Genomic DNA, 18,520 nt, shown 5'->3' on the forward strand with positions numbered 1-18,520 from the left:
ACGCATCCAGGCAATCATCCGCCAGATCCCGCAACGGATCGATCCCCCGGAACGGGTCCGTGTCCCGCAGATGCGTGCCGTCCGCGCCCACGCCGATGAACTCAGCAAGCGCAGCCGTGGACGCCGCGACAGCCGCCAGGGCCTCCCTGCTCTCCACGCTCAACGCTGCTCCGCTAGCCACACTTTCAGAATAGAGGGAGCCTCTGACAAAATTTCGACATCGACTTTGCGGCAGCGCGGCACCGGAACCGACAAACAAACCAGCCGGCACCCCGAGAATGGCCAGCCTTCAACAGACGGGCGTCCGGGTCGCCGCGCTTCTTTCACAACCCGGGCCGGCGCTACCACGTCCACGGTTGCAAGCGGCGCTTGCAACCGTCGACGAGTGGGCAAGGTTTGGGTCAGCGGGCAAGGTTTGGGTGAACGAGGCCCGGGGCCGCCCAGCGCTGGACCCGCGGCCCCGCTGCTGACTTCGGCTCTGCCGGAAGCATAAGCTGTCCGCATGAACAGCTATGCGGTCTTTCTGCGCGGGGTCAATGTCGGCGGCGTGACCATCAGGATGGCCGAACTGAAAGATGCCCTGAAGTCCCGTCCTTTTTCGGCAGTGAAGACGCTCCTGGCCAGCGGCAACGTCGTGCTTTCGAGTGAGCTGTCCCCGGCTGGCGTCAAGAAGGAATTCGAGGCCTGCCTCCGGGAGGCCTTCGGCTATGACGCCTGGGTGGTGGTTCTGGCGGCGGACCGGGTGAGCGAACTGGTCGCGGCATGTCCCTACCCCGCGGACGACAAAACTACGCACACCTATCTCACACTCGGCTCGGACGCCGACGTGCTTGCCGAGCTGTATGAGGCCGGCAGCGCAGCGGACGGGGCCGAGTTGACCATGCTGGGTCCGGAGGCCCTGGCCTGGCTGGCCCCGGCGGGCGGCACCCTGGACAGCCCGTTCAGCAAACTCTCCTCAAAGCCGAAGTACAAGGCCTCCACCACCACCCGCAACCTGCGCACGATGGTCAAGGTCCGCGACGCCGCAGCGCCGGCTTAGGCGGAGCCCGGTCAGCGCGACGCCGCCCGCAGGGCCTTGTTGAAGGATTCGAGCCGGCTGACCTCCAGCTCCACGGGTTCCACCACCAGTTTCGCCGCCACCGCCGCGACGGACGCCTTGAGCCGCTTCCGGGCTGCGGCGCCCCGGGCACGGGCGGCCGCGGCCGCGATGAACTTCGCAAGGACGGCCAGGACAATTCCGAGCAGCGCGCCGCCGGCGATCATCACGGTCGGCACCGGCCAGCCCGCAACGAGCGGCACCTGCGGGACGGGAAGCTGGAAATAGCCCAGCGCGGCGAGGACGCCGAGCCAGGCGAAACCGCCGAGGGCTGTCAGCAGGGCCAGCCACTGCACAATGTTGAACGCCCTCCACCACCAGGCCTTGCGGCCGGCTTTCAGCTCCGTGGAGGCGATGGCTTGGTCCAGCGCATCCGGCAGCTGCTCGCGGCCCTCGCGGGCAGCAGCCCGGATCACGGCCCGCCAGGGGCCGGGGGCGCCGTCGGAGGCCGCGTCGGCGAATTCCCGGACGGCGGCATCCGTGCGGGCACGCTCCGGGGCGCCGGCCGATGGCAGCGAGGTGCGGTTGAGTTCCGCACTGGCGCCCTCCCGGCGCAGGTTCAGCCGCCGCAGCGGATCGGGCCGGAAGCGGACCAGCCAGCGCGTCACCGGCCAGCCGGTGCGGCGGGTCGACTCCAGCCGGTAGGACCGGACGACGGCGTCCACCACGAGCGGGACGTTCGCCGCCACGGACAGTTCCTCGGCCAGCCTCGCTTTCGCCGCTGCGGTGACCCCGGCTGTCTCGCCCGCACCGGATGCCTCAGCGAGTCGGGCCGAGGCCCGCGTGACGTCCGCGCCGAGGCGCTGCGACTGGGCCTGCCGCTGCGTGGCCACCTGGCGGATCGCGGCCCGGACGTTGTCCACCCCGCTGCCCACCAGTGCGGAGGCGCCGATGACCTGTACCTTGCCGAGTCCGTCGCGCGCCAGGATGCCGCCGAGCGATTCCAGCACCGGGCGGACCTCTTGTGCAGGGAGCCGGTCGATCTGGTTCAGCACCACCAGGGTGACGGCGCCGTGGGATGCGAGGGGTGCCAGGAAATCGTTGTGAACCGCGGCGTCTGCGTACTTTTGCGGATCGAGCACCCAGACAAGGACGTCAACGAGTCCCACCATCCGCTCCACAATCTCCCGGTTGGCGGCGCGGGTGGAGTCGAAGTCGGGAAGGTCCAGGAGGATGAGTCCGGTGCCGTCGTCGGCGAAGCCGGGGACCGCGGTGGCGTGGTGCCGGTTCCGGACCTCCAGCCAGTCCAGCAGTTCGCCGCTGCCCTCGGCGCCCCAGATGCCGGCGAGCGGCTCGGACGTCGTGGGCCGCCGGACGGCCGCCGTCGCGATGTCCGCCCCGCTGACGGCATTGAAGAGCGAGGATTTTCCGCTGCCGGTGGCCCCGAAAAAGCCGACGACGGTGTGGTCGGCCGAGAGGGAACGCCGGGAAGCCGCCCGCTCCAACACTAGGAGAACTCCGTCCAAGACGTCCTCCGGGAGCGCGCCCGCGGCGAGTTCGCGCACCTCGTTCAGGGCCTCGAGGCGGCGGTCCAGCCGGGAGGCCTCGGCGGCGGCGCCGTGGCGGCTCATGCGGAGGCCGCCAGCCGGCGGAGCGCCGCAGCATGGCCCTCAAGCACTGCCGGAGGGACCCCGCCGGAGACAGGAAGCCGGGCCAGGAAGCGCTGCTGCTCGGCCTGGAGCAGCAGCTGGCAGCGGGCGTGGAGATCCTCGCGGGCCGTTTTGGCGAGCCGGCGGACGGCGTCCTCTCCAAAGACCGCTTCCAGCAGCCGCTGCCCGACGACGGCGGTGCCGCCTGCGACGCCGATCTCCAGCCCGGTCAGTCCGGCCGTCATGGAGAAGACCACGATCATCAGGGCTGCGCCGAGGCCGTTGATGCCGAAGGACAGCCAGCGGGCCTGCGTGCGCTTTCCCTGCCCTTCGGTCCGGATGAGTTCCATGAGGCTCCCCTGCCAGGCCCTGATCTCGGCAGCCGCTTTCCCTGCGAAACCCTCGGAGGTGCCGGAGAGGTCGTCGGCGCCGAGCAGTTGGCGGCCGGCCGGGTCGGAGCGCCACCGCTGGTCGGTGGCCTCCGCCGCAGTGGCGGCTTCATCGATGATGACAGCCTGCAGTCCGGACTCGATCGCGGTCTCCACCCGCACGGCCGGCGTCGGTTCGCCCCGGAAGAAAGCACCCACCCGGTCCCTGAACCGGCCAATATTCTGCTCCATGGCCCGGAAGAACTCGCCCGTGCCCACGAAGTCCTGCCAGCGGGCCAGGACCTCGCCCCGGAGGAGGGCGCCGTCCCGGGTAGCCTCAAGGATCCTGGCGACGGCGGCCCGGTACGCGTCCTGGGCGTCCCCGGCGAGGACCTGGGCAGCATGCTCCTGGGCCGCGGCGGCCTGCGCCACCGCCTCGACGCGGCTCCCCAGTGCCTTGACGGTGCCGTTCAGTGTCCGCCGGGCGATGTCGGCGCGCCCGGCGGCGTCCGCTGCGATTTCCTGCAGCCAGAGCCGCACCGGCCCCACAGCGCCGGGCGGAAGCATCCCCATCCCGTCCAGGGCCGCTTCGGGTACGACGAAGAGGCGGGCCCCGCCCAGGCCTTCCCTGCTGAGCATGGACTGCAGGTCGGCGCTGACCTCGGCTTCGGCGGCGGCCGGGACACGGTCCAGCACCACGGCCACCATGATGTCCCGCGAGGCCGCGTCCAGCAACAGGCGCCACGGGACTGCGTCGGCGTAGCGGTTGGCAGTGGTGACGAAGACCCACAGGTCGGCAGCGGCGAGCAACTGGCCGGCCAGTTTGCGGTTGTCAGCGGAAATCGAGTCGACGTCGGGAGCGTCCAGCAGCGCGATCCCCTGCGGCACCGCCGGATCCGCCACCAGCACCAGTGAGGTGACGGCGGCCGGGTCCGGGGGAGGTCCGGCCTCGCTGGCGGGCAGTGGTTCCCGGATCACGGAGCCGCGGATCCGGCTCAGGTTCGGCAGGACCCGCTGGTCCTCGAACCAGCGCCCGTCAGCGGGGTGGTGCAGCAGGATGGGCTGGCGCGTGGTGGGCCGGATGGCACCGGCGCGGGTGACGGCATGCCCGACGAGTCCGTTGACGAGGGTCGATTTACCGGCGCCGGTGGAACCGCCCACGACGGCCAGCAGGGGTGCCTCCAGGCTCCGGTAGCGCGGCAGGATGTAGTCCTCGAGCTGGGCAACGGCGCTGCGGATGCCCTGCCGGGCATCGTCCGAGCCGGGCAGGGCCAGCGGCAGGGACATCGCAGCCAGGTCGCGATGGACGGCTTCCAGTAATTCAACGGCCTGGCCCGGGGTTTCGTCGGAGCTCACCGCATCATCATGCCAGCTTCGGGTTGCGCCGGTCCGGCGCCGCGGGATGGGTACACGAAAAACGGCCCCGGGCTGATGCCCGGGACCGTTTCAGCTGTGACCCCAGCGGGATTCGAACCCGCGTTACCGCCGTGAGAGGGCAGCGTACTAGGCCGCTATACGATGGGGCCGCGTACTCTCCTGAACGGCATTCCTGCCATTCGCGCTAAGCGATTATTTCATACACTCAGCAAGTGTTTCAAATCGGCAGGCCGATTCAAAACCCCTGATCAGCCGCGGAAATCCGCGGATTTTTCAGAGCTGGGATACCAGGACTCGAACCTAGAATGACGGTACCAGAAACCGTAGTGTTGCCAATTACACCATATCCCAATGGAACTTTCGGGCCGGATCCCCGGGTCTAAACCCGCGCTCCCGGCGCCTCAGCACGAGTAATTACTTTACCCGAGAGTTTTCCTGCGCACAAATCGGCCGCCCTGACGCCCCCGGAATGGCCCTCGCGGCACCGGGCACCCGCTCCCAAACAGAAAAACCCTTGCCAATCAGGCACCGACAAGTTTACTCTCGGTAAGTTACTTACGAGTAACCAACCCTCCCCCAGTCCGCTGCGGGCAGCGGCGTCGGATTTTCCGGGTGTTAGCTGCGTCACAGCCCAGGGCCGGCAGCAAAGCCGCTGCCGGCAACACCGTCGAGAGGAACCACAGTGACACAGAGCCGTGCCGCAGCCAGCAGGACCCGCACCCGTGGCCAACAGATCGCCATCGCCATCCTTGCCCTGCTTCTCATCGCCCTTCTGGGGTTCTACACCCTCGTCACCGGCCGGATCACGGATGGTTCGGCCCGGCTCAAGGAAGGCGCCGGGCAGGCCTCTGCCGGAGCCGCACAGCTCAAAGACGGAGCCGGCAGGCTCGCCACCGGCGCCGGGCAGGCCGACACCGGTGCCGGCAAGCTCTCGGCCGGGGCCGAAAAGGTCCATGAGGGGATCAGCGGGAAACTGGCCCCCGGCGCCGAGAAGCTCCAGGCCGGCGCCGACCAGCTATCCGCGGGCGCGGTGAAGATTGAAAGGGACGTCAACACCAAACTTGCCCCCGGCGTCTACAAGGTCGACGACGGCGCGCACAAGCTGGCGGCGGGGGCCGTCCAGCTCTCTGCCGCGCTGACGCCCACGGCCGCCGGCACTGCCGAGAACAACCTCGCCGACGGCGCCACGCAGCTGGATGCGGGCGCGGCACGGCTGGCTCAAGGCTCCGGTGAGCTGGCGGCCGGAACGGTCCAGCTCAAGGGCTACCGGGGCGCCCACAACGACCCCGAAGCCGGGACCGGAACGGCGGCTCTGGCGCAGGCCCTCGAGCTGCTGGAGGCCGCGGCCTCGGATCCCGTGCAGGGCCTGGTGCCCCTGGCCGCGGTCAAGGACAAAGTCGCCAAGATCGCTGCCGGTGCCCGGAAGCTGGACGCCGGGGCCTCGCAGCTGCAGACCGGTGCGGGCCGCCTGCAGGCCGGCGCCGGCCAGCTGCAGGCGGGGACCGGGAAGCTGACGGCTGGTTTCGGCACCCTTGCCGGCAAGCTCAACAGCCGGGACCCCAGCAGCCCCGGCGTGGTCCTGGGCACGGAACTGCTGGCAGATGGAACGTCGAAGATCCGGACGGGCATGGACGGCGTTCCGGGGGATCCCGAACACCCGGGGCTCATCAAGGCTGCCGCCAGGATGACCGAAGGCAGTTCCCGGCTCGCGGATGGAACCGTGGCCCTTAACGCGGGCATCAAGGGAGATCCGGCAGACCCGGCGAATCCCGGCTTGCTCAATGGATCCCTGGCCCTCGCGTCGGGCGCCTCCGAGCTCTCGGCAGGCAACACCAAACTGGCGTCCGGTTCCTCGCAGCTGTCCACCGGCGCGGACAAGCTCGCGGACGGGAACGCCCTGGTTGCCGCGGGCACCGGCACCCTGTACGCCAGCGCCGCGGCAGTCTCGCCCTCGAACATGGTGGGTCAGTCCGACGCCGCCACGGCCCTCGGGATCGTCGGCGTCCTGGGCCTCGGCTCAGTCGGCGCCTTCTTTGTGCTGCGGAACCGCCGGGTTCCTGGCCGCGCCGCCAAGCCGGGGCTTGAAACCGGCGGTTAGGGGCGGTTAGGGGCGGTTAGGGCGGCAGTCAGGCCAGCAGCTCCAGCAGGGAACCGATCTCGCGGCCGGCGAAGCCCGGGGCCGGTTCCCCGCCGCGGTTCAGCCAGACGCCCAGGAGGCCCGCCGCCGTCGAGCCGTCAGCGTCGAGAAGGCGGTTGTCCCCCACGTAAAGCGTTTCGCCCGCGCCGGTGCCGAGGCGGCGGACGCCCTCCAGGTAGATGGCCGGATCCGGCTTCGCCGCACCCACGGTGTCCGTACCCACCAGCACGCTGATGCGTGCCAGTCCGGCGGCATCCAGCTTGACCCGCTGGTAGTCGTGGACGTTGTTGCTCACAGCCCCATAGGGGATGCCCGCGGAATCCAGGGCGTCCAGTATCGGGGTGACGTCGTCGAAGGCGCGGATGTAGCCGTGCTGCCGGCTGGCGTAGGAACTGACCCAGTGGTGGGCCTGCTCGCCCTCCTCCAGTTCCACACCGAAGTGTCCGAGGGCGGCCCTGCCCCGGAGGAGGCGCTGCTCGTTGAAGCTCAGTTCCCCGGCCAGGTAACGGTCGTAGAAGTGGGTGGTCTCGTGCGTGAAGATCCGGCCGAACTTCTCCCATCCGGCCGCGTCCATGCCGGGCAGGAGGTGCTCGCTGACGTCGCGGAGCGCTGCCGTCATGGCGAACTCAAGGTCCACCAGGGTGTCGTCGATGTCGAACAACACGCCGCGGATGCCGCCGAGGCCGGCGGCCAGCGCGCTGATCCGGGCCTCGGGCCGGTCGCCGGGTCGGTTCCCGGACTGCACGGCGGTCATCAGCCGCGGAAGGCGCGCAGCCGGGCCAAGGAGGAGTCCTTGCCCAGGATCACCATGGATTCGAACAGGGGCGGGGAGATCCGCCGGCCGGAGATGGCGGTGCGGACCGGGCCGAAGGCCAGCCGCGGCTTGACCCCGAGTCCCTCCACGAGGGCTGCCTTGAGGGCGGCCTGGATGGCGTCCGCGTTCCACTCGGCCAGCGGTGCCAGGGCGGCCAGGGCGGCGTCGAGTACCTCGGTGAGGTTCTCCGGAAGCCCCTTGCGGGCGTCGTCCGCGACGTCGATGCCGTCGTCGGTCTTGAACAGGAAGGCCAGCATTTCGGGGGCTTCGCCCAGCAGCGAGATGCGCTCCTGGATCAGCGGGGCCGCCTCGGCGAGGATCTCCTCCTGGCGGGCGGTGGGGGTGTCCCCGACAAAGCCGGCGGTGCGCAGGTACGGGACGAGCCGGGCGCGGAAGTCCTCGGCGTCGAGCATCCGGATGTGCGTGCCGTTGATGGCCTCGGCCTTCTTGATGTCGAAGCGGGCCGGGTTGGCGAGCACATCGTTGACATCGAAGTGCTCAATCAGCTGGTCCACCGTGAAGATGTCCTCATCGGCGGAGAGGCTCCAGCCGAGCAGGGAGAGGTAGTTGAGCAGGCCTTCGGGGATGAAGCCGCGGTCCCGGAGCAGGAACAGGTTGGACTGCGGGTCGCGCTTGGAGAGCTTCTTGTTTCCTTCGCCCATGACGTAGGGCAGGTGCCCAAAGACCGGCATGTAGCTGGCGACGCCGATGTCCATCAGCGCGCGGATCAGCACCACCTGGCGGGGCGTGGACGAGAGCAGGTCCTCGCCGCGGAGCACATGGGTGATTCCCATCAGGGCGTCGTCCACGGGATTGACCAGGGTGTAGAGCGGGGAGCCGTCGGCGCGGACGATCACGTAGTCCGGAATGCTGCCAGCCTTGAACGTGATGTCACCGCGGACCATGTCGGTGAAGGTGACGTCCTCGTCCGGCATCCGCACGCGGAGCACGGGCTTGCGGCCCTCGGCCTTGAACGCGGCCAGCTGCTCCGAGGAGAGCTGGCGGTCGAAATTGTCATAGCCCAGCTTGGGATCGCGGCCGGCGGCGCGGTGGCGGGCCTCGACTTCCTCCGGGGAGGAGTAGCACTCGTAGGCGTAGCCGGCTTCCATCAGCTTGGCGACGACGTCCTTGTAGAGGTCCAGGCGCTGTGACTGGCGGTAAGGTTCGTGCGGTCCGCCGACCTCCACGCCTTCCTCCCAGGTGATGCCGAGCCATTTCAGGGCCTCGAGCAGCTGCTGGTAGCTCTCCTCCGAGTCGCGCGCCGCGTCCGTGTCCTCGATGCGGAAGACAAAGGTGCCCTTGGTGTGGCGGGCGTGGGCCCAGTTGAACAGGGCCGTGCGGATCAGGCCGACGTGCGGGGTGCCGGTGGGTGACGGGCAGAACCGGACACGGACCGGGGTGTCGGCGGTGACTTCGCTGGTCACACTGGGGGCGGAGCTGGAGACGGCGTTGGACGCGGAGGGAGTAGTCATAGTGGTACCAACATTACCAACCCCGATCATCGCCGGACGCCCGCGGTCTCCGCTACGGAAACGGACAGCCGCACCGTGGATCCACAGTGCGGCTGTCCGAAATCGGAGCTGTTTCCTTCGTGCGGAGCGGGCTACCGCCGCACCACCGGGTTGGAGAGGCGGCCGATGCCCTCGATCTCGACCTCGAAGCGGTCGCCGGCCTGGACGAGTCCGACGCCGGCGGGAGTGCCGGTCATGATGACGTCGCCGGGCAGCAGGGTGAAGGCCTGCGAGACGATGGAGACGAGTTCGCGGACGCCGCGGATCATCTGGCTGGTGCTTCCGTCCTGGCGCAGTTCACCGTTCAGGCGGCCCTGGATCTGCAGGTCCTCGGTGTTCAGTTCGGTCTCGATCCACGGCCCCAGCGGCGCGGACGTGTCGAAACCCTTGGCCCGGGCCCACTGCAGGTCGGTCTTCTGGACGTCGCGGGCGGTGAGGTCGTTGCCGCAGGTGTAGCCGAAGATGACGTCGTCGACGCGGTCCTCCGGGACGTCCTTGCAGATTCGGCTGATGACGACGCAGAGTTCCGCTTCGAAGGACACTTCCTCGGAGAACTCCGGCAGGACGATCGGATCGTTGGGCCCGATCACAGAGGTGTTGGGCTTCAGGAAGAGCAGCGGCTGCTTCGGGACTTCGTTGCCGAGTTCCTCGGCGTGTTCCACGAAGTTGCGGCCCACGCCGATGACCTTGCTGCGCGGGATGATCGGGGCGAGCAGGCGCACGTCCTCCAGTTTGTGCCGGACGGCGGTTCGTTCAACGCCGTGGAAGAAGGGGTCGCCGTTGATGACAGTGACTTCCTCACGGCCGGGCTCACCTTCAACAATGCCGTAGAGGGGATCAGAATCAACAACAAACCGGGCGATACGCATGGCTCCAAGCGTACCGTCTCCGGCGGGCTAGGACGTGCTGCTGTCCAGGCGCAGGTAATGCAGCTGGGCCGCCACTGAGAGTTCCGCCGCGGGGCGCACGGCGGGATCGACGGCGGCATACACGGCGTCGGCAACCTCGGTGACCTGGGCCCCGTCGCCGAGGCTCTCGAGGGCGGAGCGGATCTGTGCGAGGCGGTCCTCGCGGTGGTCCCGGTAGGCGCGGACGATGGTGTCGAGGGCGGGCAGCATCGGCCCGTGGGCCGGGAGGACGGTGGCTGCGCCGAGGCTTTCCAGCCGGTCCAGCGAGGCCAGGTAGTCGCCCAGCGTGCCGTCAGGGTAGTCCAGGACCGTGGTTCCGAGTCCCAGGATCGTGTCGCCGGTGAGGACCGAGCCGTGGGCGCCGTCCTGCGGCAGGTGGAAGCAAACCGAGTCCGAGGTGTGGCCCGGCGTCGCCAGGACCCTGATTTCCGCGCCGGCGGCGTGGATGACTTCGCCGTCCACGAGGGGGCTTCCGCCGTGGCAGTGGGCGGGGTCCTTGGCGCGCACGGGTGCGCCGGTCAGTTCGGCGAACCTGGCGGCGGCGGCGGTGTGGTCGGCGTGCCGGTGCGTGATCAGGATGAGCTCGACGGCGCCGGCCCCGGCCAGTTCCCGCAGGTGCAGCTCATCCAGCGGGCCGGGATCAACCACGACGGTGCCGGCCGCTCCGGGGGCGGAAATGACGTAGGAGTTGGTCCCGTGCAGGCTCATCGGCCCCGGGTTGGGGGCCAGCCTGAAGCGGGTCAGCTCTGTGCTGCGCACCATGGCGCGGGGGTCGTCCGGGATCACAATTCCATCTTCCCACCGAAGCGGCAGTCAGACGAGCAGCAGTACTGCGATGGTGTCCTCCGGTTGGATCAGGAAGAGCCGGTGGAACCGCTGGTCCCGGAAGAACAAGACTTCTGCGCGTCGAACCTCTGGTCCAACGACGACGGCGGCCCCGCACCGCAAGGTGGGAGCCGCCATCGGGCGCTGCCTGTTGCCTGGGGTCCGGGGCTCAGGCCAGGCGGGTCAGCCAGCCGTGGGTGTCCTCGACGGTTCCGGTCTGGATTCCGAGGAGCTGCTCGCGGATGGCCATGGTGGTCGCCCCGGCCAACGCGCTCTCGGAGCCGATGAACTCGGTGTTGTCCTTGAGCACCCCGATCGGGGTGATGACAGCGGCGGTGCCGCAGGCGAAGACCTCGGCGATGTCGCCGGAGGCCACTCCGTCGCGCCACTCATCCAGGGTGATCTTGCGTTCGGTGACCTCGCGGCCCATGTCCCTGGCAACCTGGATGACGGACATCCTGGTGATGCCCTCCAGGATGGTTCCGCTCAGCGCGGGGGTGACAAGGGAGCCGTCCTTCATCACGAAGAACACGTTCATGCCGCCGAGCTCTTCCACGGCGTTGTCATTGAACTGGTCCAGGAACAGCACCTGCTTGCAGCCGTGGGCCTCGGCTTCCTGCTGCGCGATCAGTGACGCGGCATAGTTGCCGCCGCACTTGGCGGCGCCGGTTCCGCCGCGGCCGGCGCGGGCGTATTCACGGGAGATCCAGATGGAGACCGGCTTGAGCTCGCCGCCGAAGTAGTTGCCGGCCGGGGAGGCGATGACGCGGAAGGAGACTTCGCGGGCGGCGCGGACACCCAGGAAGGCCTCGGTGGCGATCATAAACGGCCGCAGGTAGAGGGCCTCGCCGTCGCCGGAGGGAACCCATTCCTTGTCCACCGAGACGAGCTCGCGGATGGCGCCCAGGAAGTACTCTTCCGGAAGCTCGGGGAGGGCCAGGCGCCGGGCCGAACTGTTCAGGCGCGCGGCGTTGGCTTCGGGGCGGAACGTCCAGATGGAGCCGTCGGCGTGGCGGTAGGCCTTGAGCCCTTCGAAGATCTCCTGGCCGTAGTGGAGCACGGCCGCGGACGGGTCCAGGGAGATGGGGCCATAGGCCTCAACCCGGGCATCGTGCCAGCCGCCCTTGCCCTCGGCGTCGACGCTGTAGTCGACGATGGCGGTGTGGTCGGTGAAATAGTTGCCGAAACCCGGGTTCGCCAGGATGGCAGCACGTTCTTCAGCGGACTTCGGGGTTGCCGAAAGATGCTGGGTGAATTCGACGCCATGGGCAGTCTGAGTCATGGTTCCTCCACGGTCGGCTGCCTGGCGTGTGAACGTGGTTCATCCTCGGACCACGGCAGCATATTGGTGATTCGAAACAAGCTTACGCCCGTCAGCGGACCCGCCGGCGCGCGGCGGGAAGCGGCCTACAGGGCCGCTACAGGGCCCCGGCGATCGCGTCGCCGATCGCGCTGGTGCTGCGGACCGAGGAGCCGCGGCCTGCGACATCGGCAATGACGGCCGCTTCGATTTTGCCGGCGGCGGCGCCGTAGCCTAGGTGGTCGAGCAGGAGCGCGGCAGAGAGGATGGCCGCGGTGGGGTCGGCCTTCTGCTGGCCCGCGATGTCCGGTGCGGACCCGTGGACGGGTTCGAACATGGACGGCGCGGTGCGTTCCATGTTGATGTTTCCGGACGCGGCCAGGCCGATGCCGCCGGTGACCGCGGCGGCGAGGTCCGTGATGATGTCGCCGAAGAGGTTGTCCGTGACGATCACGTCGAAGCGCGCAGGATCGGTGACCATGAAGATCGTGGCGGCATCGATGTGCAGGTAGTCATGGGTCACCTCGGGGAAGTCCTGGGCCACGGCCTCCACGGTGCGCTTCCAGAGGTGGCCGGCGAAGACCAGGACGTTGTGCTTGTGGACGAGGGTCAGCTTCTTGCGCGGCCGGTCGTTGGCGCGGCGGAAGGCGTCCCGGACCACGCGCTCCACGCCGTGGGCGGTGTTGAGCGAAACCTCGGTGGCGACCTCGTGGGGGGTGCCGGCGCGCAGCGTTCCGCCGTTGCCGACGTACGGGCCCTCGGTGCCCTCGCGGACCACGATGAAGTCGATGTCGCCGGGGTTGGCGAGCGGGCTGCCGACGCCCGGGTACAGGCGGGAAGGGCGCAGATTGACGAAGTGGTCCAGGCTGAAGCGCAGTTTGAGCAGCAGTTCGCGCTCGATGATGCCGGACGGGATCCGGGTGTCGCCGGGGGCTGCCCCGACCGCACCGAAGAGGATGGCGTCGCGGGTGCGAAGATCGGCGAGTGTTTCCTCCGGCAGGGTCTCCCCCGTTTCGAGCCAGTGCTGGGCGCCGAGTTTGTAGTGGGTCTGCTGCAGGACGATCCCCTCGGCCGCGGCAGCCTTCTCGAGGACCTTTAGGGCTTCGGCAGTGACCTCGGGGCCGATGCCGTCGCCGGGAATAACAGCCAGGTCAATCGTTGATGCGCTCATGTTTTCAGCGTAGCCAACAGATCCACATGCTGGTCAAGTCGTCTCATTATTCGAACAGTCGATTTCCAGCGTCCCTGCGTCGGGGTGAGACTTCGCGCCCATGCCGTTGCCGGACATGGGCGCGAAGTCTCACCCCGGCGCCGTGGCGGTCAGGCCTCGGCGGGCTCCTCGTACTTCGGGAAGACCGGGGCCGGGGCCGGCAGCGGCGTGCCGGCCTCGATCGGTGAGGCCAGGGCGGCGAACTCCCGCGCCCCGCCCTCGGGCTGGCCCAGGGTGGCCAGGATGGACGCCGCGGCCGCCGGCATGACCGGCTGGGCCAGGATGGCGACGATCCGCAGCACCTCGAGGGTGACGTACAGGACGGTGTTCATGCGCTCGACGTCGGTCTTCCGCAGCACCCAGGGTGCCTGCTCGGCGAAGTACGCGTTGGTGTCGCCGAGGACGGTCCAGATTGCTTCCAGGGCGCGGCTGAACTCCTGCTTTTCAAACGCTGCGCGGGAGATGTCCAGCAGCCCGTTCGCCTGGCCCAGCAGCGCGGCGTCCTCTGCGCTCAAACCGCCCGGGACGGGTACAGCGCCGCCGCAGTTCTTCGCGACCATGGACAGCGAACGCTGGGCCAGGTTGCCGAAGTTGTTGGCCAGGTCCGCATTCATCCGGCCCACGATGGCGTCGTGGCTGTAGGAGCCGTCGGCGCCGAAGGGCACCTCGCGGAGCAGGAAGAACCGCACCTGGTCCAGGCCGTACTGGGCAACCCAGTCCGCCGGGGCCACCACGTTGCCGAGCGATTTGGACATCTTGACGCCCTGGTTGTGCAGGAAACCGTGGATCATGACGCGCTTGGGCAGTTCCAGCCCGGCCGACATCAGGAACGCCGGCCAGTAGACGGCGTGGAAGCGGGAGATGTCCTTGCCGATCACGTGGACGTCCGCCGGCCAGTACTTCCGGAACGACTCGGATTCGGTGTCGGGGAAGCCGACGCCGGTCAGGTAGTTCGTGAGCGCATCCACCCAGACGTACATCACGTGGTCCGGGTTGCCCGGCACGGGGACACCCCAGTCGAAGGAGGTGCGGCTGATCGAGAGGTCCTCGAGGCCGCCCTTGACGAAGCTGACGACCTCGTTGAAGCGGTTGTGCGGCGCGCCGAAGGAGGGGTGGTCCGCGTAGAGGGCCAGCAGCCTGTCCTGGTAGGCGGAGAGCTTGAAGAAGTAGCTCTCCTCCTCGGTCCAGGCCACCTCGGTACCGGTTTCGGACGCATAGCGGAGGCCGTCCGCCTGCACCTCGGTCTCGTCCTCGACGAAGTACCGCTCGTCGCGGACCGAATACCAGCCGGCGTACTTGGACAGGTAGATGTCGCCGTTGGCTTCCATCCGCTGCCAGAGCGCTTTGGCTGCCTCGTAGTGGTCCGGGTCGGTGGTGCGGATGAAGCGGCTCAGGGAGATGCCCAGGTCATCGCTCATCTGGCGGAACGCCGCCGAGTTGCGGTCGGCGAGCTCCTTGACCGGGATGCCTTCCTTTTCCGCGGTCTGCTGCATCTTGAGGCCATGCTCGTCCGTGCCGGTCATGAAGAACACGTCGAAGCCGTCCAGGCGCTTGAAGCGCGCCATCGCATCGGTGGCGATGACCTCGTAGGCGTGGCCGATGTGCGGCACCCCGTTGGGGTAGCTGATGGCCGTCGTGATGTAGAACGGGGTCTTCTCGGAAGATGTCACAGTTTTAACCTAGATCAGTTCGGTGAGGGTATCGCTCTGGCGGACAAGTTCGTGGTCATGTGATGCGACCAGCACGGCGATGCCGTCCGAGGTCGTGTCCTTGAGGATGCTGATGATGCGGTTGGCCGAAGCCCGGTCCAGGCTGGCGGTCGGCTCGTCGACGATCAGCACGCGGGTGCCGAGGATCAGGGCCCGGGCGATTGCCACGCGCTGGCGTTCACCGCCGGAAAGCTGGGCCGGGCGGTGGCGCATGCGCCGGCCCAGGCCGACGAGGTCCAGGAGGTCCTTGGCCATGTCGCGGCGCCTGTCCACCTCGCCGTCGGGCACGGCGGGCAGCAGCACGTTCTCGAGCGCACTCATGCCGTCGATCAGGGCGCCGCCTTGGTCGACGTAGCCGATCAGGGCGCGGCGGCGGTCGGCGATCTCGTCGTCGCCCATGGTCTCGAGGGAATCGCCCTCCCAGAACACCCGGCCCGACGTCGGCAGGGTCAAGCCGGCTCCGACGGTCAGGATGCTGGTCTTGCCGGAGCCGCTGCGCCCGGCGACGCAGTGCATCTCGCCGGCGTGCAGCGTCATGTTGAAGTCGTCCACCACGTTGACCGCTTCGGCCCCGCCTTTGCCCCCGCCATAGTGGATCGTGATGTTGCTGAGCTCCAGCGGCGTGGCGTGGTCGGTGGCCTTCACGATCGTGTTGGCGCGCGTCTTGTGGCCGCCGCGGCGGGTGCTCGCCGTCATCCGGTCGTGAGCCTCACGGTCGAGGTTGAGGTCGTTGTTCATCGGACCACTTTCGTTGCAATGGGAATCCAGCAAAGTACAGCCACGAGCCCGGCGACAGCGGCCCAGAGCGCGGCATAGGGGGCGAGGAGAAGGCCCACGCCCAGGGCGCCGAGGACGCCGAGCGGCAGCGCGACAGTCCCCACCATGGCATTTTCGAAGAAGCGGACCTGGCCGAGCATGTCCGGGTTCCAGCCCATGGCCTGCAGCGTGCCGAGGTACTGGCGCTTGGCCTGCAGCTCGAACCGGCCGGTGACCATGGTCAGCAGCAGCCCGACGGCGACACCGGACACTCCGAGGATGATGCTCGGCAGCGCGATGCTGGCGGCGGCCAGCCCGCTGAGCGCACTCGCCCCGGCGGCCCGGGGTATGTCGATCAGCAGTGCGACCATCCCGCCGACCGCGGCGGCAAAAACGCCGACGGCGACGGCCAGGGAAATGGTGTTGAACTTGTTGGTGCTCAACTGCCGGTTGGCGAAGGTCAGCGGCGAATCCACAGCGATGAGCCGTTCATCGTGCTGCGGTTCCTGGTCCACCACGTCGCGGTGGCGCAGCTGCTGGGCGGCGAAGAACGCCGCGCCCGCATAGAGCACCAGCACGGCGGCCGAGACGACCGCCGTGGCAGGGTTCCAGCTGACCAGGCTGAGGATGATTCCGGCGAGGGCCAGCAGGGCCGCGCCGACGCCGAATTCGGCAAGCACCCAGGACCGGATCCGGCCTTGGGTCCAGCCCATGGCGCGCAGGGTTCCGGCCTCGCTGCGGCGTTTGCGGACGTAGCTGACGGTCGAGGCGCCGGTGAGCAGGGCGGCTCCGCAGAGCGTGAGGAAGAGCAGGGTCAGGTTGGTGGCGGTGAGGGACCCGGAGACGGCGTCCGCGGCGTCCTGGCGGACCCATGACTGCTGGACGGTGCCGAGCGGGGACTCCTTGCCGGCGTCGTCCTTGGAGTAGCCGGGGACGAAGATGCTGGCGTCCTCACGGGCGGAGCCGGCAACGATCGTTGCCTGCAGCCCCATGTCGCGGATCTCGTTGGCGAGCTTCTCCACGACGGGCTGTGCTTCCTTCCAGCTGCCGGGCACCTTGGCCCGGACGCGTACCGCATCGATCACGGAGGCGTTGTCCTGGTAGCCGCGGGCGGCGGCGAGGCCGTAGAAGTCGGTGATGGCGCCGGCGGACTGGCTGGCCAGGCCCGTGGCGCTCAGCGAGGGCTTGAGCTCGGTGTTCCCGGCGTCCTTGCCGGAGGCATCCTTGGAAAGCGTGAAGGGGGTGGGATCGTAGCCGCCCAGGGGCAGGCGGTTGACGTCGCCGGCGGCCTTCTTGACCGTCTCGGCGTCGAACGTTCCGTAGACCATGGCGAGCGGTGTGGCGAGCTTTTTGCCGGTCTCGAGGTTTTCGCGGTAGGAGCGCTCGTCGACGGGCTTGCGCTGGGTCTGGTCCACGGGGGCCCCGTTGGCCGCTTTCTCGGGGAGGCGGTTAACAGTTACCCAGTCGCCGGGGATGGCGCTCTTGTCCACGGCACCGTTGCCTGCGGTTTGACCGTCCTTGTACTTCGGGGCGGCGGCGAAGTCGGTGCTCCAGGTGGCGGGGTTGTAGAGGCCCTGGCTGAAGGTCGCGGTGTCACCGAGCAGCTGCGAGAGGTCCTTGGACCCGGGCCAGGCCAGGGCGAACGGGGACTTGGAGACGAACGGGAGGTAGTCCTTGTCCAGCGAGCGGGTCACGGTCCCGACGTCCTTGGTGACGTTGCCGGAGGCGTCGATTTCCTCGACCTTGACCGAGTACTTGAGGTCAAGGGAGGTGCCGGAGCGCACAATCAGCGGGATCGCCTGGGAGTCCGCGGTGAGCAGGCCGCTGTTCTTGGCCTGCTGGTACTGGCTCATCATCGGCGCCCAGTACTTGAGCTTGATGCCGAGGAAATCGGGGCCTTCCTTGAGTTCGCCCATGCCGATGCCGGTGGTGAAGAGGCTCTCCAGGTGCCGGCCGATTGCCGCGGCGTTGCGGGCGTCGGCGGGCGGCGCCTTCTCCAGCGGGGCGAGGAAGTCGCCGGCGGGCCCGAGCAGGGCACGTTCGGAGACGGGGTCGACGGCGACGACGGATTCGGTCACCTGCGGCGCGAGCGGCAGGGAGACGGAGAGGTTGAAGAGGTTGTGCTCGGAGCCGCCGGCCGGAGCCGGGAACTTGATGCCGGTCTCCCCTGCCGGGCCCGCGATGCGGACGTTCTTGCCGCCGCCGACCTGTTCCTCGATGAGCTTCGCCTTGCCGAGGGAGCCCTCGGCCATGGTCTTGAACAGGGTGTGCTCGGACTGGCCGTCGGAGCTGACGGCGCTGGCGGTGAGCCGGTATTTTTTCGGCGTGCCGGACAGGACCGACTCCGCGGCGGGCCATTTGCTCGGATCGGTGGCGCTGGGGTCCCCGGCGGTTCCGGCGAGTCCGGCGTTGAAGCCGAGGTAGTCGGTGGCATCCAGGCGCGGGGACTCAAGGTTCTGCGTGACGCGGGAGACGAGGCTGATCGGTGCCGCCACGGAGGTGCCGGAGAGCTTCCGGAGGGAGTCCAGTTGTTCGAAGCTGATGCCGCCCTGGCCGGTGGCAATTTCGGGCTGCATGAGGCCGCCGTTGTTGTCGGGCTTGGCCTGGACGAGAATGTCGTAGAGCCCCCGCGAGTTCTGGTCAACCGTCCGGTTCAAAGCGGCCTGCGACTGACCCTGCACGAGGACCGAGAGGCACATGGCCACGATCAAAATGGACGCGGTCAGCAGAAGCACTCGGCTTCTGATGAACCTCTGGACGGCGTTCATTGGGCTCCTGAAAGCTGGATTGCGTGCGCACACTGAAGTTCATTCCATGCGGAAGTGAAGGCGTCCCCTGCCGGGTGTGCAAAAGTAAAGGCCGGGCTGCCGGCCGAATCCGAAAATCGGACGTAGCCATTGTACGCAGACCGGCCATGCGT

At 68.5% G+C, this 18,520-nt stretch carries 15 protein-coding genes and 2 tRNA genes; 2 read left to right on the forward strand and 15 right to left on the reverse strand.

All coding sequences use genetic code 11. The features are described from left to right. Nucleotides 1-181, reverse strand: a 181-nt coding sequence (locus tag QCD75_RS05495; RefSeq protein ID WP_301226503.1) for a hypothetical protein, incomplete at its 3' end; no start/stop codon positions are given. 321 nt (nucleotides 182-502) lie between these two features. Here QCD75_RS05495 and QCD75_RS05500 point away from each other — a divergent pair. Next, the gene (locus QCD75_RS05500) at nucleotides 503-1,039 is read left to right on the forward strand and encodes a DUF1697 domain-containing protein (protein WP_301226505.1); all 537 of its coding nucleotides are present in this window, start codon (nucleotides 503-505) and stop codon (nucleotides 1,037-1,039) included. 11 nt (nucleotides 1,040-1,050) lie between these two features. On the opposite strand, the gene QCD75_RS05505 is transcribed toward QCD75_RS05500, so the two are convergent. From QCD75_RS05505 to QCD75_RS05520, 4 genes are all read right to left on the reverse strand, one after another. Next, nucleotides 1,051-2,667 carry a GTPase gene (locus tag QCD75_RS05505; protein WP_301226507.1) on the reverse strand — a complete coding sequence of 539 codons (1,617 nt, stop codon included), beginning with the start codon at nucleotides 2,665-2,667 and terminating at the stop codon, nucleotides 1,051-1,053. Further along, the gene (locus tag QCD75_RS05510; RefSeq protein WP_301226723.1) at nucleotides 2,664-4,340 is read right to left on the reverse strand and encodes a dynamin family protein; all 1,677 of its coding nucleotides are present in this window, start codon (nucleotides 4,338-4,340) and stop codon (nucleotides 2,664-2,666) included. Before QCD75_RS05510 ends, QCD75_RS05505 begins: the two co-directional genes overlap by 4 nt. A 166-nt stretch (nucleotides 4,341-4,506) precedes the next feature. Beyond that, nucleotides 4,507-4,579 (reverse strand) — tRNA-Glu (locus tag QCD75_RS05515). A 130-nt stretch (nucleotides 4,580-4,709) separates the two neighbouring features. Continuing rightward, nucleotides 4,710-4,781: transfer RNA gene (locus QCD75_RS05520), tRNA-Gln, on the reverse strand. A 331-nt stretch (nucleotides 4,782-5,112) separates the two neighbouring features. Here QCD75_RS05520 and QCD75_RS05525 point away from each other — a divergent pair. After that, the gene (locus QCD75_RS05525) at nucleotides 5,113-6,528 is read left to right on the forward strand and encodes a hypothetical protein (protein WP_301226509.1); all 1,416 of its coding nucleotides are present in this window, start codon (nucleotides 5,113-5,115) and stop codon (nucleotides 6,526-6,528) included. Nucleotides 6,529-6,556: 28 nt separating this feature from the next. Here QCD75_RS05525 and QCD75_RS05530 read toward each other — a convergent pair whose 3' ends face one another. The 10 genes from QCD75_RS05530 to QCD75_RS05575 all read right to left on the reverse strand — a co-directional run bounded on the left by QCD75_RS05530 (nucleotide 6,557) and on the right by QCD75_RS05575 (nucleotide 18,368). Then, nucleotides 6,557-7,321 (reverse strand): HAD family hydrolase, encoded by a 765-nt coding sequence (locus QCD75_RS05530; protein ID WP_301226511.1) that lies wholly within the window; start codon nucleotides 7,319-7,321, stop codon nucleotides 6,557-6,559. Next, nucleotides 7,321-8,853: a glutamate--tRNA ligase gene (gltX, locus tag QCD75_RS05535; RefSeq protein ID WP_301226513.1), complete on the reverse strand. Its 1,533-nt coding sequence runs from the start codon at nucleotides 8,851-8,853 to the stop codon at nucleotides 7,321-7,323. Before gltX ends, QCD75_RS05530 begins: the two co-directional genes overlap by 1 nt. Before the next feature lie 131 nt (nucleotides 8,854-8,984). Beyond that, on the reverse strand, nucleotides 8,985-9,761 hold the full coding sequence (locus QCD75_RS05540; protein ID WP_301226515.1) for a fumarylacetoacetate hydrolase family protein: 777 nt from the start codon (nucleotides 9,759-9,761) through the stop codon (nucleotides 8,985-8,987). Nucleotides 9,762-9,788: 27 nt separating this feature from the next. Beyond that, complete coding sequence (locus QCD75_RS05545) at nucleotides 9,789-10,562, reverse strand: MBL fold metallo-hydrolase (protein WP_301226724.1); 774 nt, start codon at nucleotides 10,560-10,562, stop codon at nucleotides 9,789-9,791. A gap of 51 nt (nucleotides 10,563-10,613) precedes the next feature. After that, entirely contained in the window at nucleotides 10,614-10,763 is a 150-nt protein-coding gene (locus QCD75_RS05550; protein ID WP_301226517.1) for a hypothetical protein, read from the reverse strand. Nucleotides 10,764-10,794: 31 nt separating this feature from the next. Beyond that, a complete protein-coding gene (locus tag QCD75_RS05555; protein WP_301226519.1) occupies nucleotides 10,795-11,907 on the reverse strand; it encodes a branched-chain amino acid aminotransferase in 1,113 nt (370 codons plus the stop codon). 136 nt (nucleotides 11,908-12,043) lie between these two features. Continuing rightward, on the reverse strand, nucleotides 12,044-13,096 hold the full coding sequence (locus QCD75_RS05560; protein ID WP_301226521.1) for a 3-isopropylmalate dehydrogenase: 1,053 nt from the start codon (nucleotides 13,094-13,096) through the stop codon (nucleotides 12,044-12,046). Nucleotides 13,097-13,245: 149 nt separating this feature from the next. Further along, the gene (metG, locus tag QCD75_RS05565; protein ID WP_301226523.1) at nucleotides 13,246-14,805 is read right to left on the reverse strand and encodes a methionine--tRNA ligase; all 1,560 of its coding nucleotides are present in this window, start codon (nucleotides 14,803-14,805) and stop codon (nucleotides 13,246-13,248) included. Nucleotides 14,806-14,814: 9 nt separating this feature from the next. Next, nucleotides 14,815-15,582, reverse strand: a complete 768-nt coding sequence (locus QCD75_RS05570; protein ID WP_441005440.1) for an ABC transporter ATP-binding protein — start codon at nucleotides 15,580-15,582, stop codon at nucleotides 14,815-14,817. Next, nucleotides 15,579-18,368, reverse strand: a complete 2,790-nt coding sequence (locus QCD75_RS05575; RefSeq protein WP_301226525.1) for an FtsX-like permease family protein — start codon at nucleotides 18,366-18,368, stop codon at nucleotides 15,579-15,581. Before QCD75_RS05575 ends, QCD75_RS05570 begins: the two co-directional genes overlap by 4 nt. Nucleotides 18,369-18,520 lie beyond the last annotated feature (152 nt).

The organism is Arthrobacter sp. PsM3 (assembly GCF_030433895.1).
Classification (GTDB): Bacteria; Actinomycetota; Actinomycetes; order Actinomycetales; family Micrococcaceae; genus Arthrobacter.

Bases quoted from the DNA above. Each gene is read 5' to 3' on its own strand.
- QCD75_RS05540 (WP_301226515.1), bottom strand. From the start codon at position 9,761: ATGCGTATCGCCCGGTTTGTTGTTGATTCTGATCCCCTCTACGGCATT.
- QCD75_RS05550 (WP_301226517.1), bottom strand. From the start codon at position 10,763: ATGGCGGCTCCCACCTTGCGGTGCGGGGCCGCCGTCGTCGTTGGACCA.
- QCD75_RS05530 (WP_301226511.1), bottom strand. From the start codon at position 7,321: ATGACCGCCGTGCAGTCCGGGAACCGACCCGGCGACCGGCCCGAGGCC.
- QCD75_RS05545 (WP_301226724.1), bottom strand. From the start codon at position 10,562: ATGGTGCGCAGCACAGAGCTGACCCGCTTCAGGCTGGCCCCCAACCCG.
- QCD75_RS05500 (WP_301226505.1), top strand. From the start codon at position 503: ATGAACAGCTATGCGGTCTTTCTGCGCGGGGTCAATGTCGGCGGCGTG.
- QCD75_RS05555 (WP_301226519.1), bottom strand. From the start codon at position 11,907: ATGACTCAGACTGCCCATGGCGTCGAATTCACCCAGCATCTTTCGGCA.
- QCD75_RS05560 (WP_301226521.1), bottom strand. From the start codon at position 13,096: ATGAGCGCATCAACGATTGACCTGGCTGTTATTCCCGGCGACGGCATC.
- QCD75_RS05510 (WP_301226723.1), bottom strand. From the start codon at position 4,340: ATGTCCCTGCCGCTGGCCCTGCCCGGCTCGGACGATGCCCGGCAGGGC.
- gltX (WP_301226513.1), bottom strand. From the start codon at position 8,853: ATGACTACTCCCTCCGCGTCCAACGCCGTCTCCAGCTCCGCCCCCAGT.
- QCD75_RS05575 (WP_301226525.1), bottom strand. From the start codon at position 18,368: ATGAACGCCGTCCAGAGGTTCATCAGAAGCCGAGTGCTTCTGCTGACC.
- QCD75_RS05505 (WP_301226507.1), bottom strand. From the start codon at position 2,667: ATGAGCCGCCACGGCGCCGCCGCCGAGGCCTCCCGGCTGGACCGCCGC.
- QCD75_RS05570 (WP_441005440.1), bottom strand. From the start codon at position 15,582: ATGAACAACGACCTCAACCTCGACCGTGAGGCTCACGACCGGATGACG.